24 protein-coding genes and 1 pseudogene are annotated in these 24,664 nt (G+C 69.8%); 12 read left to right on the top strand and 13 right to left on the bottom strand.

The genetic code is table 11. The features are described from left to right. The first annotated feature begins 29 nt into the window (after positions 1 to 29). Together LCHO_RS00280 and LCHO_RS23565 are read left to right on the top strand one after the other, a co-directional pair. Positions 30 to 2,183 (top strand): GAF domain-containing protein, encoded by a 2,154-nt coding sequence (locus LCHO_RS00280; protein ID WP_012345092.1) that lies wholly within the window; start codon positions 30 to 32, stop codon positions 2,181 to 2,183. A gap of 23 nt (positions 2,184 to 2,206) precedes the next feature. Continuing rightward, a complete protein-coding gene (locus LCHO_RS23565) occupies positions 2,207 to 2,869 on the top strand; it encodes a sensor histidine kinase (RefSeq protein WP_050757267.1) in 663 nt (220 codons plus the stop codon). A gap of 58 nt (positions 2,870 to 2,927) precedes the next feature. Here LCHO_RS23565 and LCHO_RS00270 read toward each other — a convergent pair whose 3' ends face one another. Further along, on the bottom strand, positions 2,928 to 3,734 hold the full coding sequence (locus LCHO_RS00270) for a hypothetical protein (protein WP_012345090.1): 807 nt from the start codon (positions 3,732 to 3,734) through the stop codon (positions 2,928 to 2,930). A 180-nt stretch (positions 3,735 to 3,914) separates the two neighbouring features. Next, entirely contained in the window at positions 3,915 to 4,283 is a 369-nt protein-coding gene (locus LCHO_RS00265) for a group I truncated hemoglobin (RefSeq protein ID WP_012345089.1), read from the bottom strand. Between the two features lie 289 nt (positions 4,284 to 4,572). On the opposite strand from LCHO_RS00265, the gene LCHO_RS00260 reads away from it, so the two are divergent. From LCHO_RS00260 to LCHO_RS00230, 7 genes are read left to right on the top strand one after another with little or no spacing between them, the layout of a single operon-like run. Further along, entirely contained in the window at positions 4,573 to 5,718 is a 1,146-nt protein-coding gene (locus LCHO_RS00260) for an alpha/beta fold hydrolase (RefSeq protein ID WP_150105391.1), read from the top strand. Positions 5,719 to 5,755: 37 nt separating this feature from the next. After that, positions 5,756 to 6,898, top strand: a complete 1,143-nt coding sequence (locus LCHO_RS00255) for an alpha/beta fold hydrolase (protein ID WP_012345087.1) — start codon at positions 5,756 to 5,758, stop codon at positions 6,896 to 6,898. Positions 6,899 to 6,911: 13 nt separating this feature from the next. Further along, entirely contained in the window at positions 6,912 to 7,925 is a 1,014-nt protein-coding gene (locus LCHO_RS00250; RefSeq protein WP_012345086.1) for an ABC transporter substrate-binding protein, read from the top strand. A gap of 23 nt (positions 7,926 to 7,948) precedes the next feature. Beyond that, positions 7,949 to 8,560 (top strand): SCO family protein, encoded by a 612-nt coding sequence (locus tag LCHO_RS00245; RefSeq protein ID WP_190274828.1) that lies wholly within the window; start codon positions 7,949 to 7,951, stop codon positions 8,558 to 8,560. Further along, positions 8,557 to 10,083, top strand: a complete 1,527-nt coding sequence (locus LCHO_RS21855) for a sensor histidine kinase (protein ID WP_012345084.1) — start codon at positions 8,557 to 8,559, stop codon at positions 10,081 to 10,083. The genes LCHO_RS00245 and LCHO_RS21855 overlap by 4 nt, the downstream gene beginning before the upstream one ends. Next, the gene (locus tag LCHO_RS00235) at positions 10,080 to 10,457 is read left to right on the top strand and encodes a response regulator (RefSeq protein ID WP_012345083.1); all 378 of its coding nucleotides are present in this window, start codon (positions 10,080 to 10,082) and stop codon (positions 10,455 to 10,457) included. The genes LCHO_RS21855 and LCHO_RS00235 overlap by 4 nt, the downstream gene beginning before the upstream one ends. Further along, positions 10,454 to 11,602: an adenylate/guanylate cyclase domain-containing response regulator gene (locus tag LCHO_RS00230; protein ID WP_012345082.1), complete on the top strand. Its 1,149-nt coding sequence runs from the start codon at positions 10,454 to 10,456 to the stop codon at positions 11,600 to 11,602. The genes LCHO_RS00235 and LCHO_RS00230 overlap by 4 nt, the downstream gene beginning before the upstream one ends. Before the next feature lies 1 nt (position 11,603). On the opposite strand, the gene LCHO_RS00225 is transcribed toward LCHO_RS00230, so the two are convergent. Beyond that, the gene (locus LCHO_RS00225; RefSeq protein ID WP_012345081.1) at positions 11,604 to 11,996 is read right to left on the bottom strand and encodes a hypothetical protein; all 393 of its coding nucleotides are present in this window, start codon (positions 11,994 to 11,996) and stop codon (positions 11,604 to 11,606) included. A 130-nt stretch (positions 11,997 to 12,126) separates the two neighbouring features. Beyond that, entirely contained in the window at positions 12,127 to 13,758 is a 1,632-nt protein-coding gene (locus tag LCHO_RS21850; protein ID WP_012345080.1) for a winged helix-turn-helix domain-containing protein, read from the bottom strand. 136 nt (positions 13,759 to 13,894) lie between these two features. Between LCHO_RS21850 and LCHO_RS00215 the strand changes: the two genes are divergently transcribed. The 3 genes from LCHO_RS00215 to LCHO_RS00205 all read left to right on the top strand — a co-directional run bounded on the left by LCHO_RS00215 (position 13,895) and on the right by LCHO_RS00205 (position 17,376). Further along, a complete protein-coding gene (locus tag LCHO_RS00215) occupies positions 13,895 to 14,443 on the top strand; it encodes a lipocalin family protein (RefSeq protein ID WP_012345079.1) in 549 nt (182 codons plus the stop codon). A gap of 139 nt (positions 14,444 to 14,582) precedes the next feature. After that, positions 14,583 to 15,797, top strand: a complete 1,215-nt coding sequence (locus tag LCHO_RS00210; RefSeq protein WP_012345078.1) for a 6-phosphofructokinase — start codon at positions 14,583 to 14,585, stop codon at positions 15,795 to 15,797. 307 nt (positions 15,798 to 16,104) lie between these two features. Further along, entirely contained in the window at positions 16,105 to 17,376 is a 1,272-nt protein-coding gene (locus tag LCHO_RS00205; protein ID WP_012345077.1) for a thiolase family protein, read from the top strand. A gap of 32 nt (positions 17,377 to 17,408) precedes the next feature. Here LCHO_RS00205 and LCHO_RS23805 read toward each other — a convergent pair. The 9 genes and pseudogenes from LCHO_RS23805 to minC all read right to left on the bottom strand — a co-directional run. Then, positions 17,409 to 17,909 (bottom strand): annotated as a pseudogene (locus tag LCHO_RS23805) (aconitase family protein); the annotation flags it as partial. Between the two features lie 251 nt (positions 17,910 to 18,160). Beyond that, positions 18,161 to 18,598, bottom strand: coding sequence for a hypothetical protein (locus LCHO_RS23800; RefSeq protein WP_043703650.1), 438 nt, complete (start codon positions 18,596 to 18,598; stop codon positions 18,161 to 18,163). Positions 18,599 to 18,605: 7 nt separating this feature from the next. Further along, complete coding sequence (locus LCHO_RS00190; protein ID WP_012345076.1) at positions 18,606 to 19,589, bottom strand: Bug family tripartite tricarboxylate transporter substrate binding protein; 984 nt, start codon at positions 19,587 to 19,589, stop codon at positions 18,606 to 18,608. A gap of 89 nt (positions 19,590 to 19,678) precedes the next feature. Continuing rightward, the gene (locus LCHO_RS00185; protein ID WP_012345075.1) at positions 19,679 to 20,908 is read right to left on the bottom strand and encodes a CaiB/BaiF CoA transferase family protein; all 1,230 of its coding nucleotides are present in this window, start codon (positions 20,906 to 20,908) and stop codon (positions 19,679 to 19,681) included. 3 nt (positions 20,909 to 20,911) lie between these two features. Further along, positions 20,912 to 21,850 carry a hydroxymethylglutaryl-CoA lyase gene (locus LCHO_RS00180; RefSeq protein ID WP_012345074.1) on the bottom strand — a complete coding sequence of 313 codons (939 nt, stop codon included), beginning with the start codon at positions 21,848 to 21,850 and terminating at the stop codon, positions 20,912 to 20,914. Positions 21,851 to 22,081: 231 nt separating this feature from the next. Continuing rightward, positions 22,082 to 22,399 carry a hypothetical protein gene (locus LCHO_RS23560; RefSeq protein ID WP_012345073.1) on the bottom strand — a complete coding sequence of 106 codons (318 nt, stop codon included), beginning with the start codon at positions 22,397 to 22,399 and terminating at the stop codon, positions 22,082 to 22,084. A 170-nt stretch (positions 22,400 to 22,569) separates the two neighbouring features. Beyond that, complete coding sequence (gene minE / locus LCHO_RS00170; RefSeq protein ID WP_012345072.1) at positions 22,570 to 22,833, bottom strand: cell division topological specificity factor MinE; 264 nt, start codon at positions 22,831 to 22,833, stop codon at positions 22,570 to 22,572. 4 nt (positions 22,834 to 22,837) lie between these two features. Further along, a complete protein-coding gene (gene minD, locus LCHO_RS00165) occupies positions 22,838 to 23,656 on the bottom strand; it encodes a septum site-determining protein MinD (protein WP_012345071.1) in 819 nt (272 codons plus the stop codon). A gap of 51 nt (positions 23,657 to 23,707) precedes the next feature. Then, on the bottom strand, positions 23,708 to 24,499 hold the full coding sequence (minC, locus tag LCHO_RS00160; RefSeq protein ID WP_012345070.1) for a septum site-determining protein MinC: 792 nt from the start codon (positions 24,497 to 24,499) through the stop codon (positions 23,708 to 23,710). Positions 24,500 to 24,664 lie beyond the last annotated feature (165 nt).

Below are 24,664 nucleotides of genomic sequence, written 5' to 3'. Positions count from 1 at the left end.
TCCAGGCCCCCCGGTCAGCGAGGCGCGCCGTGCCTGAAGTGCCACCGCACAAGCCGTCGCGCGGGCGCCTGTTCCGCCAGTACGCGCTGCTCATCAACGCGCTGGTCGGCACCCTGCTGCTGGCGAGTGCGGTGCTGAGCCTGACGTTCTCGTACCGCGAGAGCCGCGACCACCTGGTGGCGCTGCAGTTCGAGCAGGCGCAGGGCGCGGCGGCGCGCATCGAGCAATACATCGCCGGCATCGAGCAGCAGATCGGCTGGACCGCGCTGTCGGGCATGAACGCCGGCGCCGATCCGCTGGAGGCGCGCCGCATCGACTCCCTCAAGCTGCTGCGCCAGGTGCCGGCGATCACCGAAGTGGCGTGGCTCGACGCGCAGGGCCGCGAGCAGCTGCGGGTGTCGCGCCTGGCGCTGGACACGCAGGACCAGGGGCTCGACCGCTCGGCCGAGCCGCTGTTCACCGAGCCGGCGGCCGGGCGCGTGTGGCGCGGGCCGGTGTCGTTTCGCAAGCAGACCGAGCCCTACATGACGATCGCCCGCCGCGCCGGGCCGGGCCGCAGTGGCGGCGTGACGGTGGTGGAGGTCAACCTGAAGTTCGTCTGGGACGTGGTGGCGCGCATCCGCCCCGGCCACCCCGACGGCGGCGGACTGGCCTATGCGGTCGACCAGAGTGGCGCGCTGATCGCCCACCCGGACATCAGCCTGGTGCTCAAGCAGACCAACCTGCGCGCGCTGCCGCAGGTGGCGGCCAGCTTGGCGGCGGACGCGATCGACCGCCCGCCCGGCCCTGCACACGTGGCCGACGCCGCGGGCGGCGTGGCGGTCGAAGACGCGCAGGACCTGGCCGGCCAGCCGGTGCTGTCGGCCTATGCGCGGCTGGAGCCGCTGGGCTGGCGGGTGTTCGTCGAGTCGCCGCGCTCGCAGACGCTGGCGCCGGTCTATGCCAGCCTGCAGCGCCTGGGCCTGCTGCTGGCAGCAGGGCTGGTGATTTCGATGATGGCCAGCGCCTGGCTGGCGCGCACGCTGGTGCGGCCCATCCGGCAGCTGCAGGACGGCGCAGCGCGCTTGGCCGCAGGCGACCTCGACCACCGGCTGACCGTGGCGACCCATGACGAGCTGGAAGACCTCGCCGGCGAATTCAACCGCATGGCCGGCGAGCTGAAGGGATCGTACGAAGGCCTCGAACGCAAGGTCAGGGAACACACGGCCGAGTTGGCCGAGGCGCTGGCGCGGCAGACCGCCACGGCCGAGGTGCTGCAGGTGATCGGGCGGTCCGTGGCGGACGCGGGGCCGGTGTTCGCCAAGATCCTGGAAAGCTGCGAGCAGTTGATTCCCGACACCGTGGCGTCGCTGCTGGACCTGGTGGACGGCGACCGGATCGTGCTGGCCGATTTCCGCATGCGTGTCACCGACAACGCCACCGCAGAAGTGCGCGCAGCGCGCGACCGGCGGGTGCGCGCCGGCTACCCGCATCCGCTGCGTGGATCGGCCACCGAGGCGGCACTCGACGCAGGCCGGGTGGTCGAGTTCAGCGACACGCTGAACGGGCCCGACACGCCGCCACAAACCCGCGAATTCGCCCTCAGCGCGGGCTACCCTTTCTCGCTGATGGTCGCGCCGATGCGATGGGAAGGGCGCCCGATCGGCAGCATCGGCGTGGTCCGCTACACCCTCGTGCCATTCAGGCCCAAGGAGCGGGAACTGCTGCAGACCTTTGCCGATCAGGCCGCGATCGCGATCCAGAACGCGCGCCTGTTCACCGAGACCCGCGAGGCCCTGGAGCAGCGCACCGCCACCACCGAGGTGCTGCAGGCCATCAGCCGCTCGGTGGCCGATCCGCAACCGGTGTTCGAGAAGATCCTCGATCACTGCGAGCGCCTGTTCGGCAGCGACCAGCCCGGCATCTTCCTGGTCGACGACGAGGGCCAGCTGCGGGTGGGCGCTTTCCGCGGCCCCGACCGGGCGCGCGTGCTGGCCAGCTACCCCAAGCCGCTCGGCGACACGCTCAGCGCGGTGGCGATCCGCGCGCACCGCCCGGTCGAGCTGGCCGACGTGCTGGCCGACCCCGCCGCGCCGGCCTACCTGCGCACGCTGGCCGAGCAGACCGGCAACTTTGCGGTGATGGTGGCGCCGCTGATCCACGCCGAGCGGGCGATCGGCTCGATCGTGGTGACACGCCGCTGAACGCGATCATCGGTTTCTCGGAGGTGCTGGCCGAGCAGATGTTCGGCGAGCTCAACCAGCGCCAGCTCGAGTACCTGCACGACATCCACGCCTCGGGCCATCACCTGCTGCAGCTGATCAACGACATCCTCGACCTGACCAAGATCGAGGCCGGCCGCATGGAGCTCGAGCTGGCGCCGTGCGACCTGGCGCAGCTGCTCGAATCCGCCATCGGCCTGATCCGCGAACGCGCCACGCGGCAAGGGCTGCGCCTGCACTGCGAGATCGCGCCCGGGCTGGGCGGCTGGACGGCCGACGCGCGCAAGCTCAAGCAGGCGGTGCTCAACCTGCTGTCCAACGCCGTCAAGTTCACGCCCGAAGGCGGGCGGGTGACGCTGCGGGCTCGGCGGGCGGACGAAGGCGATGCGCACGTGGCCGAGATCGCGGTGATCGACACCGGCGTGGGCATCGCGCCGGGCGATCAGGCCCTGGTGTTCGAGGAGTTTCGTCAGGCCAGCGGCAGCTATCTGCGCAAGTCCGAAGGCACCGGCCTCGGGCTGTCGCTGGTGCGGCGTTTCGTCGAACTGCACGGCGGCACGGTCCGGGTCGACAGCGTGCTCGGCCGAGGTTCCTCGTTCGTGATCAGGCTGCCCGAGCGGCCCCTGCCCGCAGCACTTTCGGCGGCTACGGCGACGCCGAGCGATTGAACTGCAGCGCACCGGGGGCCGCGCGTATGCCTCGGGACAGCGCCCGCGGATCAGTGCGTCAACGCACTTCCAGCTTGAACGTGCCCTCGGTGAGGCCGAAGAAACTGCTGAAGGATTTGACCCGCAGTTCGTGGGTGCCGGGCGGCAACGGTTCGATGGCGACGAAGTAGCCGTCGCTCAAACCGCTCTGCGGTGAACCCGTGATGCACTGATCGATGCCCTTCCAGTCCACCGCGCCAGTGAAGCCGAAGGTGCGTGTCGTCAGACGCAGCACTTTGATCGGGCGGTGGTTCAGGCTGGCTTCGAGCAGGGTGAAGCTGTCGATGATGTCGACCAGACCGCTGCCCAGAAAATCGTCCAGCGACTGCCCGGCAGCCGGCTTGAATGTCGGGTCGGGGCAGGGGTAGTCGTTCAGGAAGGTAGCGACCGGCGTGAAGATCGCCTTGCCGCGCGGTACCGTGCAAGTCCGCTCGAACGGCCCCTGACCACCCAGCGGCGCAGAAAGAAACCACACCGGCCCTTCCTGATGGAGGCCGCATTGCACGCCCGTGGTGTCCGTGGCGCCCACACTGGCCGGCACCGAAAAGAACCAGCGCCAGAACGTCGGCACCCACTGCGCCATGGGTCGCCCCTGCCAGTTGCCCCTCGAGTGTTCCGACCGGGCCGATTCGCTCGAGCGCGCCGCTTGCGACCCGTCGTGACCGGTATCCGTCTTGCGTGAGCTGCCACCACCCCCATCCATTCCGGCCTGCGCGGCAACCGCCAGGGCCAGCCATGTGCAGGCGGTCGCGACGGTGCGGATCGGCCTGCGCCAAGACGTCCTGACGCGCACCGGCATGATCTGCTGTGAGTTCTTGTTCAACATGCTTCAACTCCTCGGTGTGTTCAAGTTGGAATTTGCGGATCTGCCGCAACCGCAACACCGGCCCACGGCTCATCTGAAATCCGCACAGCGATCGAACGCCGTCCAGATGAAGGCGACGATGGGGAGGGCGGCCGCGGAGGCCTCCCGCCGTTATCGGTCTCGGGCGCACCCGCTCCCGGCTCAGACGCGCACGACGTCGCCCTTGAGCGAATACAGGATCGCCACGACCTCGTTCCGCTCGGTGTCGCCGTAGCCGTGCTTGGCCATCGCCGCGACGATGTCGTCGATCGCCGCAATCAGCTCCTGCTCGCTGATGTTCATGCCCTTGTGCGTGGTCAGCATGTCCTTGCCGGTGTAAGCCTGCGGCCCGCCGCTGCCCATGCAGAAGAACTCGGTGACGTGGCGTTCGATCACGGCCCGCTCGGCGTCGTTGTACTTCTCGAAGCGGGTCCGGATCAGCGGATTGCGCAAGTGGTTGTCGACGATGTCGGTGACAAGGCGCTGGATGCGGTCCTCGCCGCCGAGGCGTTCGTAGAGGGACTGGGTCATGTTGATCTCCATGTGTCATTGCACCGGGCCGTACGCCAAGTGTTGACGGGTTTGCGCACGTTGCTCGTGTGGAATCAGTGTGTTGCGCCACCCCGCCCGCCGTCCCTAACGCGTCCCAAGCGTTCTGAAAGTCGGCCCGCCCCGGTTCTGAAAACTTCCCAAGCCTTCTGAAATCGCGGTCAACCCGCGTGCCAGCGGGGCTGCTTGGTGCTGCAATCAGCACACGCCGTCGACCTCTTGTGCTGCGTCAGCAACGGGGGCTCGGCCGTCACGAATGGGGGCGACGAACATGCACCGTTCCTGCCTTGAAAGACTCGCCGGCGCCGTGCAGGCGCTGGTGGCTGCGCTGCTGATCGGCATCTGCGCCGCGGCCACCGCGCACTGGCCCGACCAGCCGCCGCACCAGATGGCGCGCCTGGGCGAGTTCAAGTTCGAACGTGGCGGCTCGATTCCCGACCTGCGCATCAGCTACGTCACGCACGGCAAGCTCAATGCGGCCAAGGACAACGCGGTGCTGTTCCTGCACGGCTTCGGCGGCAATCATCACAACCTGGATGCCTTCATCGGCCCGGGCCGGGCCTTCGACACCGACAAGTATTTCGTCATCTGCCCCGACGCACTCGGCGCCACGCAGACCGGCTACGCGCATTCGAGCAGCCCGACCAGCACCGGGCTGAAGATGAAGTTCCCGAAGTACAACCAGCGCGACATGGTCGAGGCCCAGCACCGGCTGGTGACGAAGGTCTTCGGCATCCCGCGCCTGCTGGCGGTGACGGGCATCTCGTCGGGCGGGGCCTATGCGGTGCAGTACGCGGTGAGCCACCCGCAGGCGATGGCCGGCATCATTCCGATCAGCGGCGGCACGTTCTTCGGCGCCTACGGGCGCTTCGAGGGACAGTTGACCCGCTCGATCCTGGATACCTGTGCCGGCTGGCAGCACGGCAACTACCGGCGCAATCCGGCCGCCTGCGCGACCAATGCCCTGTCGGTGCTGATCCCGCGCTTCTACACCCCTGAATGGTGGGACAAGTACGTCGATACGCCTGAGGCCTATCAGCGCTGGCGTGTTGCCTTTGGCGCCTACTACCTCGACGTGCAGGATGCTCGCGACCTGTACTACCTCAACGATTCCTTCGACCGCGGCTGGTTGGGCGACACGCCTGGCTTCAACGGCGACGTCGCGGCAGCCCAGGCCTCGATCAAGGCTCGGGCCCTTTTCGTACATCCTGTGCAGGACGCCTTCTTCCCGCAGCCGAACATCGCCAACGAGGTGGCCGCGATTGCCGGCGCCCGCGCTGCGTCGATCGACTCGCTGGCCGGTCACACCATCTGGTACAACGCCGACCCCCAGGCGACCGCGGCGATGACGACGGCGATCAGGGCATTCCTGGCCGAATTGCACGCGCCGGGATCGCGGGTTGCGGCCGAGCGTTGAGTGCGCAAATGTCGAGATCACGAAGGAGGCCGACACCATGTCCACCGGGCTCGCACGATTCTTCGCGGCAGTGCTGCCGATCCTGTTTGCCACCTGCAGCACCGCGCACTGGCCCGACCAGCCGCCGCATCAGATGGCGCGCCTGGGCGAGTTCAAGTTCGAGCGTGGGGGCTCGATCCCCGACCTGCGCATCAGCTACGTCACGCACGGCAAGCTCAACGAGGCCCGCGACAACGCGGTGCTGCTGATGCATGGCTACGGTGGCAACCACCACGTGTACGACCTGCTGATCGGCCCGGGCCGCGCCTTCGACACCGACAGGTATTTCTTCATCTGCCCGGACGCGCTGGGCGCCACGCAGACCGGCCCCGAGCACTCGAGCAGCGCCACCAGCAGCGGGCTCAGGATGGCCTTTCCGAAGTACAACATCCGCGACCTGGTGGAGGCGCAGCATCGGCTGGTGACGCAGGTCTTCGGCGTCACGCGTCTGCTGGCCGTGGCCGGCGCCTCGTCGGGCGGCAGCTTTGCCGTGCAGTACGCGGTCAGGCACCCGCAGGCCATGACCGGCATCGTGCCCATCGTCGGTGGCGCGTTCGCCGGCGTGAACAGCCGGCTGCGTCGGCCCTGGAGCCTGTCGGTGATCGAGTCGTGTGCCGGCTGGGAGGGCGGCAACTACGAGAAGAATCCGCAGGTCTGCGCCACCAACGCGCTGATGGTGCAGATCCCGTACTTCTACAGCCGCGACTGGTGGGAGCGCAATCTCGACACGCCCGAAGCGTTCGAGCGCTGGCGCGTCGGCTTCGGCGCCTTCTACATCGACGTGCAGGACACCCGCGACCTCTGGTACCTGAACCAGTCGTACGGCAACGGCTGGATCCATGACACCCCGGGCTTCGGCGGCGACGTGCGGGCGGCGCTGGCCTCGATCCGGGCCCGCGCGCTGTACATCCACGTGCAGCAGGACGAGATCTTTCCGCCCGAGAAGATCGCCGCCGAAGTGGCCCTCATCCCCGGCGCACGCGCGCTGAAGCTCGACTCGATCGCCGGCCACACGGTCTGGTACAACGCCGACCCCCAGGCGACCGTGGTGATGTCCAACGCGATCCGGGCGTTCCTCGCCGAACTGGCCGGGTCGCGCGCCAGCGCCGAATCACCCAATTCCCAACCCCCACAACGATGACCGGGAGGCCGCCATGAACGATGCGATCCGCCACTCTGCGAGCCGCCGCGAGCTGCTGCAAGGGGCCGCCGCGCTGGCGGCGTTCGGCAGCCTGGCCGGTGCCTGCAACCCGGCGGCCGCGCAGGAGCGGCCCGAGACCGGCACGGTGCGTTTCAACCACTCGCCGTCGATCTGCCTGGCGCCGCAGTACCTGGCCGGCGAGCTGCTGCGCAACGAGGGTTTCGACGACGTGCGCTACCTGCCGGTCGGCACGCGCGCCGCACCCGACGCGCTGGCCGATGGCCGGCTCGATGTCGGCATGTGGTACACGACCGGCTACCTGCCGGTGCTCGATGCCGACCGGCCGGTGGTGCTGCTGGCCGGGCTGCACCTGGGATGCTGGGAGCTGTTCGGCAATCACAAGGTGCAGAGCCTGCGCGACCTGCGCGGCAAGACCGTGGTGTGCGAGAAGATGCAGGGCGGCGACCAGATCCTGCTGTCGAGCATGCTGGCCTACGTGGGCATCAAGCCGGCCGAGGTGAACTGGCTGGCCCGCCCGCCGGGCAGCGCGATGAGCGCCTTCATCGCCGGCATGGCCGATGCCTTCCTGGCCTTCCCGCCCGAGCCGCAGGAGTTGAAACAACGCCAGATCGGCCACGTGCTGCTCGACACCAACGTCGACAAGCCCTGGTCGCAGTACTACTGCTGCATGATCGGCGCCAATCGCGATTTCGTGGCGCGCCACCCGATCGCCACCAAGCGCGTGCTGCGCGCCATCCTGAAGGCCACCGAGCTGTGCACCGCGCAGCCGGTGCAGGTGGCCGGCTACATGCGCGACCACGGCTACGAGCCGCGTTACGACATCGGCCTGGCGGCGCTGCAGCGCATCAACTACGACTACCGCGCCGCCGACCCGGCCGACACGCTGCGCTTTCATGCGCTGCGGCTGCGCGACATCGGCGTCATCAGATCGACGCCACAGCGGCTGATCGAACGCGGCACCGACTGGCGCTTTCTCAACGAGCTCAAGCGCGAGCTGAAAGCCTAGGGGCGGCAATGCGGCGGCGCGCCTTGTATCGGCCCCTCGCGCTCGGCGCGTGGCTGGCCGCGTGTGGCCTGTTCGGGCCGCTGCGCACCCTGGCGCATGGCAGCACCGGTGCGCCGGCGCACGACGATGCCGATGAACGCCTGCCGCAGCTCGGTCCGGCGACACCGTTCTCGCTGATCGACCAGTCCGGCCAGCGCCTCGCCCTGGCCGAGCTGCGCGGCAAGGTGGTGGTGCTGACCTTCATCTTCACCACCTGCACCGACACCTGTCCGATCCTGACCGCCCGGCTGGCCGCGCTGCAGGCGCCGCTGGGCGCCGCCTTCGGGCCACGGCTGCGCTTCGTCTCGATCAGCGTCGAACCCGAGGTCGATACCCCCGAGGTGCTGCACGCCTACGCCCGCACGCATGGCGCCGATCTGCGCGGCTGGAGTTTTCTCACCGGCCGGGCCGGCGCGGTGCAGGCCGCCGTGCGCGGCTACGGCAGCTACGCACGACGGCGCGGCACCGGCGAGATCGACCACCTGACGCTGACCTCGCTGATCGACCGCCGGGGCCGCCTGCGGGTGCAGTACCTGGGCACACGGTTTCGCGACGACGAGATGCTGCGCGACCTGCACGCGCTGCTGGCCGAATGACATCGCCGCTGCTGCCGGGCCTGCCGCGTGCGGTCGCGCGGCTGCCGCTGTCGATCCGCAGCAAGCTGTCGGGCGTGCTGCTGGCGATCGTCGGGCTGCTGATCGCGATCGGCAGCGTCGGCCTCTACGAGCTCGGCGAGGTCAATGCGCGCACCGAGGATCTGGTGCGGCTGCAGCGCAAGGTGGCGGCATTCCGGCAGATCCAGCAGGACACGATGGGCCAGTTGCACAACGTCGCCAACGTGATGCTGGCGCCCGACGAGCGCACGCTGGAGACCACGCTGCGCCAGCTCAGCCAGTTCGGCTACGACCTCGACCGGCTGCAGTTCGTCTCCACCGACGAAGCCGAGCTGTACGCCCGGGTGCGGCACGACTACGACGCCTTCATCGGCGAGGTCGGCGCTGTCATCGCCCTGGTGCGGAGCGGCCGGCTGGCCGAGGCCCGCGAGGCCCAGGCCCGCCGGGCCGTGCCGCTGGCCGAGCGGCTTGAGCGCATGACCAACGAGCTGGTGAACCGCGCCGAGGCCGACATGCTGGCGCAGGTGGATGCGGGCGCCGCCGGTTACGCCCGCTCGCGCGCGCTGGTGCTGTCGATCGCTGCGGGGAGCGTGGTGCTGGCGTTGCTGCTCGGCTATGCGCTGTCGTGGTCGCTGGTCGAGCCGGTGCGGGAGATGGATGCCCGACTCGCCGAGATCGCCGCCGGCCAGTTCGAGCGGCGCATCGACATCCCCAACCGCGACGAACTCGGCGCGCTCGCAGCCGACCTGAATCGCATGAGCGCCGAACTAGGCCGGCTGGTGCGCGAGGTCGAGGCGGCCAACCGCAACAAGTCGGCCTTCCTCGCCAACATGAGCCACGAGCTGCGCACGCCGCTGAACGCGATCATCGGTTTCTCCGAGGTGCTGATCGAGCAGATGTTCGGCGAGGTCAACGCCAAGCAGCTCGAATACCTGCGCGACATCCATGCCTCGGGCCACCACCTGCTCACGCTGATCAACGACGTGCTCGACCTGTCGAAGATCGAGGCCGGCCGCATGGAGCTGCAGCCGAGCCGCTTCCACCTGCCCGAGCTGCTGGACAACTCGCTGACGCTGGTGCGCGAGCGCGCCGCCAACCACGGCCTGCGGCTCACGCTCGATGTGCAGGACGGCCTGGGCGACTGGGTCGCCGACCCGCGCAAGATCAAGCAGGTGGTGGTCAATCTGCTGTCGAATGCCGTGAAGTTCACGCCGGCCGGCGGCCACGTCACGCTGCGTGCAAGGCGCATCGATGCCGGCACGGCCGAGATCGCCGTGATCGACACCGGCGTGGGCATCGCGCCCGAGGAGCAGGCACAGGTGTTCGAGGAGTTCCGCCAGGCCGGCACCGACCCCTTGCGCAAGTCCGAGGGCACCGGCCTGGGCCTGGCGCTGGCGCGCCGCTTCGTCGAACTGCACGGCGGCACGCTGCGCGTCGACAGCGCGCCCGGCCGCGGCTCGACCTTTGCCTTCACCCTGCCCGATCGCACCCTGGAGCCGACATGAGCACGATCCTGATCGTCGAGGACAACGCGCGCAACATGAAGCTGGTGCGCGACATCCTGCAGCACCACGGCCACAGCACGCTCGAAGCCGCCACCGGCGCCGAGGGCGTGCAGCTGGCGCTGGCGCAGCGTCCCGACCTGATCCTGATGGACATCCAGTTGCCCGACATCGACGGCATCACCGCGCTGGCCCGCATCCGCGCCGACCCGGCGCTGGCGGCGGTGCCGGTGCTGGCGGTGTCGGCCTCGGTGATGCCCGACGAGCAGCAGAAGATCGTCGCCTCGGGTTTCGACGCCTACGTCACCAAGCCGCTGTCGCTCAGGCCCTTCGTGGCGATGGTCGACTCGTTCCTGCAGCGCGGGCGGCCCGCGTGAACACGCCGGCCGACGCCCCAAACCCGGCGCACGACCCGGCGCACATCCTGGTGGTCGACGACGTCGAGCAGAACGTGCGCCTGCTCGCCGACCTGCTGGTGTTCCAGGGCTGGCGGGTCAGCACGGCGATGTCGGGCGAGCAGGCGCTCGAACGCATCGCCACCGACGCACCCGACCTGGTGCTGCTCGACGTCATGATGCCGGGCCTGAGCGGCTACGACGTCTGCCGCCGGCTGCGCGCCGAGCCCGACCACGCGCTGCTGCCGATCGTGCTGGTGACCGCGCTCGACCCGACCGCCGAACGGGTCAAGGGGCTGGAGGCTGGCGCCGACGACTTCATCAGCAAGCCGATCAACCGGCCCGAGCTGATGGCGCGGGTGCGCTCGCTGCTGCGCATCAAGTTGCTGCATGACCAGGTGCAGCGCCAGCGCGCCGAGCTGGCCGACTGGAACCATACGCTCGAACGGCGGGTGGCCGACGGCGTGGCCCAGGTCGAGCGGCTGTCGCAGCTCAAGCGATTCTTCTCGCCGGCGCTGGCCGAGGCCATCCTGCGCGGCGGCGCCGACGATCCGCTCAAGAGCCACCGGCGCGAGATCGTGGTGGTGTTTCTCGATCTGCGCGGTTTCACCGCCTTCACCGAAACCGCCGACCCGGAGGAGGTGATGGCGGTGCTGCGCGAGTACCACGCCGCGATGGGCGCGCTGATCCTGGCGCACGAGGGCACGCTCGAGCGCTTCACCGGCGACGGCATCATGGTGTTCTTCAACGACCCGCAGCCGCTGCCCGATGCCGCCGACCACGCGCTGCGCATGGCGCTGCAGATGCAGGCGGCGATGGCGGCGCTGGCCGCCGGCTGGCAGCGCCGCGGCCATGCGCTGCAGCTGGGCATCGGCGTGGCGATGGGCTACGCCACCATCGGCGGCATCGGCTTCGACGGCCGGATCGACTACGGCGCGATCGGCAAGGTCACCAACCTGGCGGCGCGCCTGTGCACCGAGGCCCGCGGCGGCGACATCCTGGCCGAGCCGCGGGTGATCGCCGCGCTGGGCGCAGGTTTCGTCGTCGAGGCGGCCGGCGAAGTCGTGCTGAAGGGCTTCGCGCGGCCGGTGGTGGCGTCACGGGTGGTGGGCTGGCAGCCGGCCTGATTCAGCGGCGCAGCCCGAGCGCGAACTGCTGCACCGGCAACGGCGCCGAGGCCACGCGCGTGGTGACGCCTTCACCGACGCGCACCGCCAGCAGCGGCTCGCCGGCGGCGTAGTGGTCCTCGCGCACCCAGGCGTTGGCCCAGCCGCCGCGGTCGAGCTGCTCGCGGGTGTAGGTGGCGACGATCCGGTCCAGGTGCTGGTCGCCGCTGGTTGCGGCGCTGGCCAGCCCGGTCGCTTCGGGCATCAGGGCGTTGACCCACTGGCCGCGGGTTTCGGCGCTGCGGTACTGCTGCAGCACGTCCTGCAACTGCTCGTCGGCCGGTGCGGCCTGGGCCGGGAAGATGCCAGCGGCGGCGATCGCGAGGGCGGCGGCAAGGGATGGTGCGGTGGTCATGGCAGCGGTCCTTTCGGGGGTCAGCGACGGGGTGTCGATGGCTGCACTGTCCGTCGAGGGCCGGTTCAGGTCACGGTCGCCGCACGCAAGCGTTCTGAAAGGTTCTGAATCGCACCGATGAACACCCGGGTCAGGTGTCGAGCCGGCCCGGCTCGTCGAGGCCTGCCGCCACCCGCAGGAAGGCGGTGGCGCGCTGCACCAGCGCCGGGTTGGCGTAGGACCAGTCGCCGGCCAGCCGGGTGGCGACCATCTGCGGCGCCAGCGCACGCAAGGTCTCGAAATCGGCCCGCGCCGCGTCGATCGCACCCAGGCCGACCTGGCCGATCACCCGGCACAGCCGCGCTGGCGGGAACTGCGGCGCCTCCCCGAGGGCGCGGCTGGCGGCGTCGACCGCGCCGGCATGGTCGAACGCGGCAAACGAGGCCCACGCGAGCGAGTTCAGGAACGACCAGCGCAGCGGATCGCGCGGGCTCAGGCGCAGGGCGTCGAGCACATGGCGCACGCCGGTTGCCGCGTCGGCCGCGCTGTCCGCCTCGGCAGCCAGGTACTGGCCGAGCAGGCTCAGCGTCAACGCGTCGTTGGGGTTGAGTTCGTGAGCACGCTGCAGGTCGGCCAGGCCGGCGGCGTGCTGGTGCGTGAACAGCTGCAGCATCGCTTTCCACAGATGGGCGTGGTGATCCGAGCCGTCGAGCGCGATCGCCCGGCGCGCTGCGGCCAGGCCGGCCACGGCCGCATCGACGGGCGAGGCGGCGCTGCCGGCCCAGATCTGCTGCCACTGGACGAAGGCAATGGTGGCCAGCGCAACGCCGCAGCCGGGGTCGATCTCCACCGCTTCGTGCGCCAGCCGCAGCGCCTCGTCGCGCGTGGTGGCGTCGCCCTCGCGGTCGGCGCGGCGCGCGGTGTCGCGGGCGCGCATGGCGAGCGTGTAAGCGTTGAGATCGCGCCCGCGCGCACTGCGGATCTTCTGGAACTCGCCGGCTTCGATCTGCGGCGCGATCGCGCCGACGATGGCGCGGGTGAGCTCCTCCTGCAGCGCGAACAGATCATCGACCGCGCGGTCGTACTTCTCGGCCCAGAGCTGGGTGGCACTCACCGCATCGACCAGTTGCACCGCCACGCGCACCCGATCACCGGCGCGGCGCAAGCTGCCTTCGAGCACGTAACGCACGCCCAACTCGCGGGCGATGGCGCGCACGTCGCGCTCGCCGTGGGCCAGGCCGCGAAAGCTGAAGCTGCTGTTGCGCGCGATCACGAACAGCGAGCGAAAACGCGACAGCTCGGTGATGACGTCCTCGCTGAGGCCCTCGATCAGCAGATCCTGCTGTGCGTCGCCGCTCAGGTTGTCGAGCGGCAGCACGGCGATCGAGGGACGGTCGGGCAGTGTCAGCCCGGTCGGGCCATCGGCCCCCACGACGGATGCGGGCGCGGGTGCGGGCACCGGTGCAACGGCCGGCGCGCCGGTCGTTTCGTCGAGCGCCATCACGAAGCGATAACCGCGGCCGGGGATCGTCGCCACCGCCTGCGCGCCGAACACCTTGCGCAGCGCCGAGACGTGCACGGTGAGGTTGTTCTCCTCCACCACCATGCCGGGCCAGACCTGTTCGAGCAGCTCGTTCTTGGTGACGACACGCTCGCGCTGCGCGATCAGGCACATCAGCACGTCGAAGGCCCGGGCGCCCAGCGGAACCGGCTCGCCGCGCAGGAGCACGCGGCGTTCGTCGGGCCGGACCTCGAATTCGCCGGTGGTGTAGCGATGGGACATGCCGCCTCCCCGTTCGTGTGATCCCGCCTGCCAGCGCGTCGTTGCGGCCGCCAAGAAAGTGTAGCCATCGCCTACCGCCCCGGGGGCACTTCTCGTGGCGCGCGGCGATACCGCGCCGATCCACCATACTGGGCCCATGCCTCGACACCACCGTCTCACCCTCTGCGCGCTGTCCGCTCTGACCGCCCTGGCGGTGCTCGCCGGCTGCAGCACCACGCCGACGGCGCCACTTCCGACCGTCGCCACCGTCGACCTCGCCCGCTACGCCGGCGGCTGGTACGAGATCAGCGCGCTGCCGAACCGCTTTCAGGCGATGTGCGTGGCCGACACGAAGGCGCATTACCGCGCGATCGGCGATGACATCGAGGTCATCAACCGCTGTCGCCAGGCCGACGGCAGCGTCACCCGCGCGACCGGCATCGCCAAGGTGGTGGCCGACAGCGGCAACGCCAAGCTGCGGGTGAGCTTCTTCCGGCCGTTCTACGGCAACTACTGGGTGCTGGCGCTCGACCCCGACTACCGCTGGGTGCTGGTGGGCGAGCCGAAACGGCGCTTCGGCTGGGTGCTGTCGCGCACGCCGCAGATGGCGCCGGCCGATCTGGACGCGGCGCTGCAGCGCGCGGTCGAGCGGGGCTATGCCCGCGCCGATTTCAAGCCCACGCCACAGAGTCAGCCGCTCGACTGACACCCCTGCGGGTGGCGCCAAGGGCCTGCCGCTCAGGCCCTGCGCCGCGTGTACGATCCCTGCCCGTCGTGCTTTCCGACACGACCGCTGCGGCCGGCCACGCCACGCGCCCACGAACCCTCCGAGGAGACACCACACCATGAACCCCCGCAAGATCCTGGTCGCCCAAGGCGGCGGCCCGACCGCCGTGATCAACCAGTCGCTCGCCGGCGTGGTGCTCGAAGCGCGCCGCCACCGCGGCGTCGAGCTGGTCTACGGCGCCCGCCACGGCGTGCGCGGCATCGTCAACGAAGACCTGGTCGACCTGACACAGGAGACCAGCCACAACCTCGAGATGGTGGCTGCCACGCCCGCCTCGGCGCTCGGCTCGACGCGCGACAAGCCCGACATCAAATACTGCCAGGAGATCTTCAAGGTGCTGCAGGCGCACGAGATCGGGCAGTTCTATTACATCGGCGGCAACGACTCGTCGGACACCGTGCGCATCGTCAGCGAGCAGGCCCAAGCGGCCAATTACGCGCTGCGCTGCATCCACATCCCCAAGACGATCGACAACGACCTGGTCGGCAATGACCACACGCCCGGTTTCCCGAGCGCGGCGCGTTTCGTCGCCCAGGCTTTTGCCGGCGCCAACCTCGACAACGCGGCGCTGCCGGGCGTCTACGTCGGCGTGGTGATGGGCCGGCATGCGGGCTTCCTGACCGCTGCGTCGGCGCTGGGCAAGAAGTTCGCCGACGACGGCCCGCACCTGATCTACGTGCCCGAGCGGGTGTTCGAGGTCGAGAAGTTCCTGGCCGACGTCAAGGCCACCTACGAGCGCTTCGGCCGCTGCGTGATCGCGGTCAGCGAAGGCATCCACGACGCCGCCGGCACGCCCATCATCAGCACGCTGGCCAAGGAGCTGGAGCACGACGCCCACGGCAACGTGCAGCTCTCGGGCACCGGCGCGCTGGCCGACCTGCTGTGCGAGGAGATCAAGCAGCGCCTGGGCATCAAGCGCGTGCGCGGCGACACCTTCGGCTACCTGCAGCGCTCGTTCATCGGCTGTGTGTCCGACGTCGACCAGCGCGAGGCCCGCGAGGTCGGCGAGAAGGCGGTGCAGTTCGCGATGTGGGGCGGCAGCGACGGCTCGGTGGCGATCAAGCGCGCCGGCTACTACGCCGCCGACTACGAGCTGCTGCCGCTGTCGGCGGTGGCCGGCAAGACGCGCACGATGGAAGACGAGTTCATCGCGCCCAACGGCACCGACGTGACGGATGCGTTCAGGCTCTACCTGCGGCCGCTGCTGGGCTCGGGCATGCCGGATGCGTACCGGCTGCGGCCCAATCCGGTGGCGAAGGTGCTGAACCGCTGAAAGGCGAGCCCCGTCACGGGTACAGCGGGATCCGAGAACCGGTGAGCGAGGCAAATTACTTGCGTTTCGCAAGCAAAAGAGTCGCCGACCGATTCGACTTCACGGTGCAGATGGGCAACTGGCAGATGCATTTCGATGCCAGTTACTTTCGGATCAGTACTAACCATGATGCATGATAGTGCACATGGCCACAGAATCCGGTCAGTCCCCTCGCGAGGGAAGGTGCGGCCACCGATGTTCGACAGCCTCCGGTTCCTGGCGCCGGCGTGATCGGCCCCACCCCCTGTCGCTACCCACGGAGCACCGCATGAGCCATCCCAAGCAGCCGGGCCTGTATCAGGCCTTCGACGACGTCCACCTGATCGACGGCCTGCGCACGCCGCAGGTCGACCACCTGGGGGCCTTTGCCGATGCCAACCCCATCGACCTGGGCATCCATGCTGCACGTGCGGTGATCGAGCGCAGCGGCGTCGACGCCACCGCCATCGACTCGGTGCTGGGCGGCAACATGGCGCCGGGCGGCTTCGACCAGTTCTACCTGCCGCGCCACATCGGTCTGTACGCCGGCGTGCCGGTGGAGGTGCCGGCGCTGATGGCGCAGCGCATCTGCGGCACCGGCTTCGAGCTCTTCCGCCAGGCCGGCGAGCAGATCGACGCCGGCATCGCCAGCCTGGCGCTGGTGGTGGGCACCGAATCGATGACGCGCCACCCGATCGCGATGTTCGACCACCGCGGCGGCTTCAAGCTCGGCCAGACGCCGGCGCTGAAGGACTACCTCTGGGAGTCGCTCACCGACCCGGTCGCGGCGGTCTCGATGATCCAGACCGCCGAGAACCTGGCGCAGAAGTACGGCATCACCCGCGCCGAGGTCGATGCGTTTGCCGCACGTTCCTTCGCGCGCGCCGTCGCGGCACAGGAGGCCGGCTGGTTCGATGGCGAGATCGCGCCGGTCGAAAGCAGCGTGTTCGAGCTGCCCGGCTACCAGCCGCGCGCGCTGCGCCTGTCGGGCAAGAACAAGCGCGCCGACCGCGACACCCACCCGCGCCCCACGCCGGCCGATGTGCTGGCTTTGCTGCGCCCGGTGTTCAAGGATGGCGTGCAGACCGCCGGCAACTGCTCGGCCCTGACCGACGCCGCCGCCGCCGCGCTGGTCGCCAGCGGCGTGGTGGTGCGCGACTGGCAGGCCCGCACGGGCCGCGCCCCGCTCGCACGCATCGCCGCCACCGCGGTGGTGGGCGTGCCACCGGAGATCATGGGCATCGGCCCCGCACCGGCCATCCGCCGCCTGCTTGACGGCGCGGGCTTGACGCTCGATGACATCGCCCGCTTCGAGGTCAACGAGGCCCAGGGCGCGCAGACCCTGGCCGTGGCCCGCGAACTCGGTCTGGCCGAGGACAGGCTCAACGTGCACGGCGGCGCCATCGCGCTGGGCCACCCGCTGGCGGCCACCGGCGTGCGACTGACGATCACCGTGGCCCGCCAGCTGCAGGCCATCGGGGCACGCTGGGGCGTGGCCAGCGCGTGCATCGGCGGGGGCCAGGGGATCGCATTGCTGGTGGAAAACACGGCCGTCGGCTGAGGAGGCCACAGCGTCCTGGGCGAACCCGGCGCTCACACCGACGCCTGCAACGCCTCGAACGAACACAGCCGCCCCGCGATCGCGCTCGCGGCCACGGTCGGCGGACTCGCCAGCCAGACCTGTCCCGGCCCGGAGCGGCCCGGGAAGTTGCGGTTGATCGCACTCACCGTGACCTGATCGGATTGCGTCGACGAGCCCGGCCCGCAGTTGGCGCAGGCGCCGCAGGCGGGCTGCAGCAGCTCGGCGCCGACCGCCTCGAAGGCCGCCAGGTAGCCGCGCTCGGTGCAGTAGTCGCGCACGGCGGCGGTGCCGAACTGCAGGTAGAGCTGCACGCCGGGCGCCACGCGCAGGCCGCGTTGTGCGGCCCAGGCGAGCACGGCGTGATAGTGGTCGAAGTCCTCCCGTTTGCCGGCGGTGCAGCTGCCGCCGTAGGCCACACAGCCGAGTGCGCCGCTGTGCGGCGTGTGCGAATCGGTGCCCACCAGCAGCTGGCCGGGCAGCGCATACAGCTCGGCCACCATCGCATGCGAGATGCCTTCGGAGCCCCCAGGGCTCGACAAGCCGAGCCCGCCCCCCGAGGGGGTCAAGGCCGCTTGGGGCGGCCCGGCGCGGCCTTGTGACCCGGTGTTGCCGGCGTCCCTCGCCTCCAGCGCCTGCAGATAACCGTGGTCCTTCAGGCCGTGGCGGGCGGCGAATTCGCGGTGCGCGCGAGGTTTCGCCATCGGCCAGCGCGAGGCGGTGGCGCTCGACGATCTTCTCGAACAGCGTGCGCGGCCGGCCGTCTTCAGCCGCAACGACCGGGCGGGCGCCAGTCAGGTGCGCCGCGCCGTGATCGAGCAGGCCGCCGGCACGCACGATCGCGGCCGGCCAGCAGCTCGTCGAGCGAGATCGCCTCGCCGCGCCGGATGCAGGCGATCACCAGCCGCACGCCGGCCGAACGTTCGGCCACCACGGCGTGTTCGCGCGAGCTGCCCTTGCCATAGCGGGCGCCGGCCACGATGACCTCGATGCCGGCGCGGCGGATCGCGTCGACGCCGATCGGCCGCTCGCCGCCCGCCGTGTATCCGGTGAGCGGGTAACGGCCCAGCGTGGCGTCGAAATGCACCATCGCCGGCAGCGGGATGATCTCGTCGGTCGAGACGTCGTCGCGCAGCGCGGCGATGTCGGCGAGCGACAGCGCCTCGCCCGCGAGCTGGCGCCGCACCTGCGCGGCATCGCTCACGCTCGGCTCACTGGGCCTCGATGCCGGCCTTCTTGACCAGCTTGGCGTACTTCAGCATCTCGTCCTTGAAGAACGTTTGCGCGCGCTCGGGCGTGCTGACGTTGATGACGTTGCCCTGCTTGGCCATCGCCTCCATCACGCCCGGATCGGCAAAGGCCGTGACCACCGCGGCGTTGATGCGCTTGACGTCCGCCGCCGGCAGTCCCTTGGGGCCGATCACACCGAACCAGGCCTCGACCACGTAGCCGGGCAGGCCCTGCTCGACGAAGGTCGGCAGGTCGGGCGCGGCGGGCACGCGCTGCGAGGTGGCGATGCCGATGGCACGCAGCGCGCCGCTCTTGAGGTGCTGCTGCACGCTGGGCAACGCGGCGGTGGCGAACTCGACCTGGCCGCCGATCAGGTCGGTCAGCATCGGGCCGACGCCCTTGTAGGGGATGTGGCGGGCCTTGACGCCGGCTTCGTCGAGGAACATCTCGGCCGCCAGGTGCAGGATGGTGCCGTTGCCACCCGAGGCGAAATTGGCCTCGCCGTTCTTGCTCTTGAGGAAGGCGGTGAACTCCTTCGCGTTGGTGGCCGGCACCTTCGGGTTCACGACCAGCACCACCGGCGTGTAGCCGCAGATCGCGATCGGCGTGACGTCGGTGTGCAGGTCGAAGGGCAGCGACTTGAGCACGCTCGGGAAGATCACCACGTTGTTCGACACCACGCCGAGCGTGAGGCCGTCGGGCGCGGCGCGCACCACCGTCTGCACGCCCAGCACGCCGCCCGCGCCGGGCTGGTTCTCGACCACCACCGGGTGGCCAAGCGCCTTGGACAGCGCGTTCTGCGCCGTGCGGGTGATGGTGTCGACGCCCGACGAGACGGCGTTGGGCAGCACGATGCGCACGGTCTTGTCGCCTGCGGCCTGCGCCCAGGCGCTGCCGGCGGCGCCGGCCAGGGTCAGGGCACCGAGCTGGCGCAGGGTCTGGCGGCGGGTCTGGATGTTCTTCATGGTCTTGTCTCCGGGTGGGCTGTGGCCGGGGTTCGGGTGGCCGGTTTTGTTGTCATCGCAAGGGTGATCCTGCCTCGACGCGCAGGCACTCAGACCACCACCGCGTTCGCCTGCAAGGTGTCGATCTGGGCCGGGTCGTAGCCGATGCTTTCGAGCAGGCCGCGGGTGTGCTCGCCGAGCCTGGGCGGCTGCAGGCGCACACCCAGCCGCGCACCGTCCATCGTGATCGGGAACAGCGTGGTCTTGACGCTCTGGCCGGCCTTGGCACCGTCGGGCAGCGTGATGTCGGCCAGGCCGCCGGTGGCGAGCAGGTGCGGGTCGTCGAGCAGGTCTTCGGGTTTGCGGATCGGCGCGAACGGCAGGCCAGCGGCTTCCATCGTGTCGGACAGCTCGGCGGCGCTGCGCAGCGCCAGGCGCTCGCGCAGGGCCGGCAGCAGGCGGGGGCGCTCGCGCACGCGCTGGTTGTTGGTGGCCAGCGCCGGGTCGGCCTTGAGGTCGGCAAAACCGAGCGCATCGCAGAAGGTGAACCACTGCGCGTCGCTCACCGCGGCCAGGAAGATCTGCTCGCCGTCCTTGACGGTGAAGACGTCGTAGATCGCCCACGGGCTCTCGCGCGCCGGCATCGGCGCGGCGGGTTTGCCGGTCATGGCGAACTGCAGCATGTGCTGGCCCATCAGGAAGACGTTGTTCTCGTAGAGCGCCGACTGCACCTCCATGCCGCGCCCGCTGATGCCACGCTGGATCAGCGCGCCCAGCACGCCGATGGCGCCGAACAGGCCGCCCATGATGTCGTTGACGCTGGTGCCCGCACGCAGCGGATCGCCCGGCCGGCCGGTCATGTACGCGAGGCCGCCCATCATCTGCACCACCTCGTCGAGCGCGGTGCGGTGGTCGTACGGGCCGGGCAAGAAACCCTTGTGGCTGGCGTAGATCAGGCGCGGATTGACGGCGGCGAGGCTGGCGTAGTCGAGGCCGTACTTGACCATCGTGCCGGGCTTGAAGTTCTCGGCCACCACGTCGGCGCTGGCGGCCAGGCGGCGTGCCACCTCGGCGCCGTCGGCGTGGTGCAGGTCGATCGCGATGCTCAGCTTGTTGCGGTTGAACATCGGGAAGAAACCCGAGCCGGCGCCGAGCAGGCGGCGCGTGCGGTCGCCGTCGATCGGCTCGATCTTGATGACCTCGGCGCCCATGTCGGCCAGCACCATGCCGCAGGTCGGGCCCATCACCATGTGGGTGAACTCGACGACGCGGAGACCGGCCAGGGGCTGGGGTGCGGAGGTGGCGGTGGGCATCACGGATTCAGCAGAAGGTGTGTTCATGGGTCAGGCACTCAACATCGTTTTGGGCAGGCCGGCACGCCACAGCGAGCCGTGCAGGGTTTCGCCGGCCAGCCATTGGGCCAGCCGCGCACGCAGGGCGATCAGTGCGTCGAAGTCGAGCCCGGTCGGCGCGCCCATGCTGGCGAACAGGTAGGCGAGATCCTCGGTCGCCACGTTGCCGCTGGCGCCGGGCGCGTGCGGGCAGCCGCCGATGCCGCCCAGGCAGGCGTCGAAGCGGCGCACGCCGGCCAGCCAGGCGGCGTAGACGTTGGCCATGCCGAGGCCGCGGGTGTCGTGGAAGTGACCGCAGGCGAGCCGATCGCCGGCCACGGCAAAACTCTTCTCGAACAGCCGCGCCACCTGCTGCGGATCGGCGTAACCCACGGTGTCGGCCAGGCCGACGCGGTCGGCGCCGGCATCAAGCGCGGCCTGCAGCAGGCGCAGCACCTCGGCCTCGTCGACCCGGCCCTGGATGGTGCAGCCGAAGGCCGTGCTCATGCCGACCTCGATCAGGCAGCGCGAGCCGCTGGCATCGCGCAAGGCGCGGATGCGGCCGACCTCGGCCACCGCGTCGTCGGGTGTCTTGCGCAGGTTGGCCAGGCTGTGCGCGTGGCTGGCCGACAGCGGCAGCAGCATCAGGTCGGCGCCGCTGTCGAGCGCGGCCTGCGCGCCCTTCAGGTTGGGCACCAGCACCGAGGTGACGAGCCCGGGCAGCGTGCGCGCCACCGCCACCAGCTCGGCGGTGTCGGCCAGTTGCGGCAGCAGCTTGGCCGGCACGAAGGAGCCGACCTCGATCTCGCGCAGGCCGGCGGCATGGGCTGCGCGCAGCCAGTCGAGCTTGTGGTCGGTGGCGAGCGTGCGGTGGATGCTCTGCAGGCCGTCGCGCAGGCCGACTTCGCGCACGATCACGGCGTCGGCAGGGGGAGCAGGTTGTGTGTGCATGGGGCCGGACTCCAGGGGTTCCGAAAGGCCCCGAAGATGCTACTTTGGAAGCCGATCCGTTCCGCACCGGAACGACCCAGGGTCATCCCGAAGCCCCGCCATGCAACGCCCGATCGATCCCGTCACCTTGCGCCTGTTCGTCGCGGTCTGCGAAGAAGGCCACATCGCCCGCGCGGTATCGAGCCGACGCGCAGGCCGGCGAGCGGCGCGCAGGTGTCGAGACGCCGTGATTCAGCGGCCGTTGCCGTGCCGGCGGTGCTCGTGGCGGGCGGCGGCACGTGCCGCCTTGCGCCGATCCTTGCCGACGAACGGCAGGGGCTGGCCGCGCCGGTCGACGCTCTCGACCACTTGCAGCGGCAGCGTGACCGGCTGGGTTTCGGCCAGGTGCGGATCGATCTCGGTCGCCACCGCGCTGGCGCGGGTGGCCGGTTCGGCGCGGCGCAGCGGGTGCCACCACGGCCGGTGGGCGGCCGGGAACAGGCTGCCGAACGCGGCCGTCAGCAGCGCCATGAACAGGCACGACAGCAGAACCAGAGGGAAATCGATCATCACGGTGTGTCCTTTTTTCTCGGTCGCCCGACGCGGTCTGCCGGTGCATCCCGCGTTGTCGGCCGGTGGCCGGCCGACTTGAGCGCAACAAGCCGCCAGCTTGACCGACGACACCCCCTGCCGATCCCTGATCGAGCGCGCCCAAGCCCGCTCTTTTTGACCGATCGGACTCAGCGCTGCACGTCGGGCAGCTCGATCTTGACCTCCAGCACCTCGAGGTTGTCCTGGCGCTCCAGGTGCACCTTGATGTCGCCGGGTTCGATCGACACGTACTTCGAGATCACCGCCAGCAGTTCGCGCTGCAGCGCGGGCAGGTAGTCGGGGCGGCTGGCATTGCGGCCCGAGCGCTCGTGCGCCAGGATGATCTGCAGGCGCTCCTTGGCCACGCTGGCGGTGCTTTTTTTCTCTCCGATGAGAAACGACAGCAAGCTCATCACCTCATCTCCCGCCGAACACGCGTTTGAAGAACCCCGGCTTGACGGCCTCGGTGAAGCGCATGGGCAGGTCGTCCTTGCCCAGGAACCGCGCCACCACGTCCTTGTAGGCCTCGGACACGTCGCTGCCCTTGAGGTGGATCGCCGGCAGGCCCTGGTTGGAGGCATCGAGCACGGCTTCGGATTCGGGGATCACGCCGATCAGCGGGATGCGCAGGATGTCCTGGATGTCCTCGATCGACAGCATCTGCCCGCCCTGCACCCGGCTCGGGTTGTAGCGCGTGATCAGCAGGTGCTCCTTGACGGGCTCCTTGCCGTCGATGGCACGCTGGGTCTTGGAGGCCAGCATGCCGAGGATGCGGTCGGAGTCGCGCACCGACGAGACCTCGGGGTTGGTCACCACCAGCGCTTCGTCGGCGTAGTGCATCGCCATCATCGCGCCGGTCTCGATGCCGGCCGGCGAGTCGCAGACGATGTACTCGAAGCCCATCTCGATCAGTTCGTTGAACACGCGCTCGACGCCGTCCTGCGTCAGCGCCTCCTTGTCACGCGTCTGCGAGGCGGCCAGCACGCACAGGTTCTCGCACTGCTTGTCCTTGATCAGTGCCTGGTTGAGGTTGGCCTCGCGGTGGATCACGTTGATCAGGTCGTAAACGACCCGTCGCTCGCAGCCCATGATGAGGTCGAGGTTGCGCAGACCGACGTCGAAGTCGATCACGGCGGTCTTGTGGCCGGCCAGCGCGAGACCGGTCGAGAAACTCGCGCTGGTGGTGGTTTTGCCCACGCCTCCCTTGCCGGAGGTGACGACGATGATTCTGGCCATCAGTGGGAGTCCTTTCGGGTACGGATTGGGGACGGATCAGGTTCGGCAGGGTCAGGGCTTGATCGGCTCGACCACCAGCCGGTCGCCTTCCAGCCGCACCTGCGCCGGCTTGCCCAGCACGTTGGCGGGCAGCGGCACTTCGGTGGTGCGGTAGGTTCCGGCGATGGAAATGAGCTGGGCTTCCATGCAGGTGCTGTAGATGCGGGCGTCCGCCTGGCCCTTGGCACCGGCCACGGCCCGCCCGCGCAGCGGCGCATAGACGTGGATGCTGCCGTCGGCGATCACCTCGGCGCCGTGGCTGACCATCGCCAGCACCACCAGATCGCTGCCGCGCGCGTAGACCTGCTGGCCCGAGCGCAGCGGCCGGTCGATCACCAGCGTGCCGCCCGGTGGCGGCTGGGTGGCGAACAGCTGGCGGGCGCGTCGCAGTTCGTCGTCGAGGTCGACGTCTTCGCCATCGGACGGCGACTGCGCCGGCAGGGCGGCCGTCGGGCGCTGAGGCGCGGCGTGCGTCTCGTCGGGCGCCTCGGCCAGCCCGGCCTCGCGCGCGGCGGCCATCTGCCGGGTGCTGCCGCCGCGCACCGCCAGCGGCAGCAGGCTGTGGCGACGCAACAGGGCGATCAGCGCCACCACGTCGAGCTCGATCGAGGCGTCGCGCACTGCACCAAGATCGATCACCACCGGGTCATGGTCGAACAGCCCGGGCATCTCCTTGGCCTGGGCTTCGAGCTCGCGCGCCAGTTCGCTCAGGTCGGCGCTCTTGATGACCAGCGCGGTCAGCGTCAAGACCGCGCTCTTGAGTTCGAGACTCGAAGGCGTGCTTTTGCGGGTCACAACAGCCATGGGGCGCTCGAAGATGAAGTTGACCGAGTTTAGCGGCGAGTGCCAGCGGGATTTCTGCCCATCGAGGGGGCCTTCCGGCGCCGAAGCTGGCAAACCTGATGACCGCTTCAGACACGGCGACAAATCTCGCCATCTGGTGACCGGTTGCTAACCGCAGGGCCGTGG

It is taken from the genome of Leptothrix cholodnii SP-6 (genome assembly GCF_000019785.1).
GTDB classification, from domain to species: domain Bacteria; phylum Pseudomonadota; class Gammaproteobacteria; order Burkholderiales; family Burkholderiaceae_C; genus Sphaerotilus; species Sphaerotilus cholodnii.
This window is presented reverse-complemented; position numbering and strand designations above follow the sequence as displayed.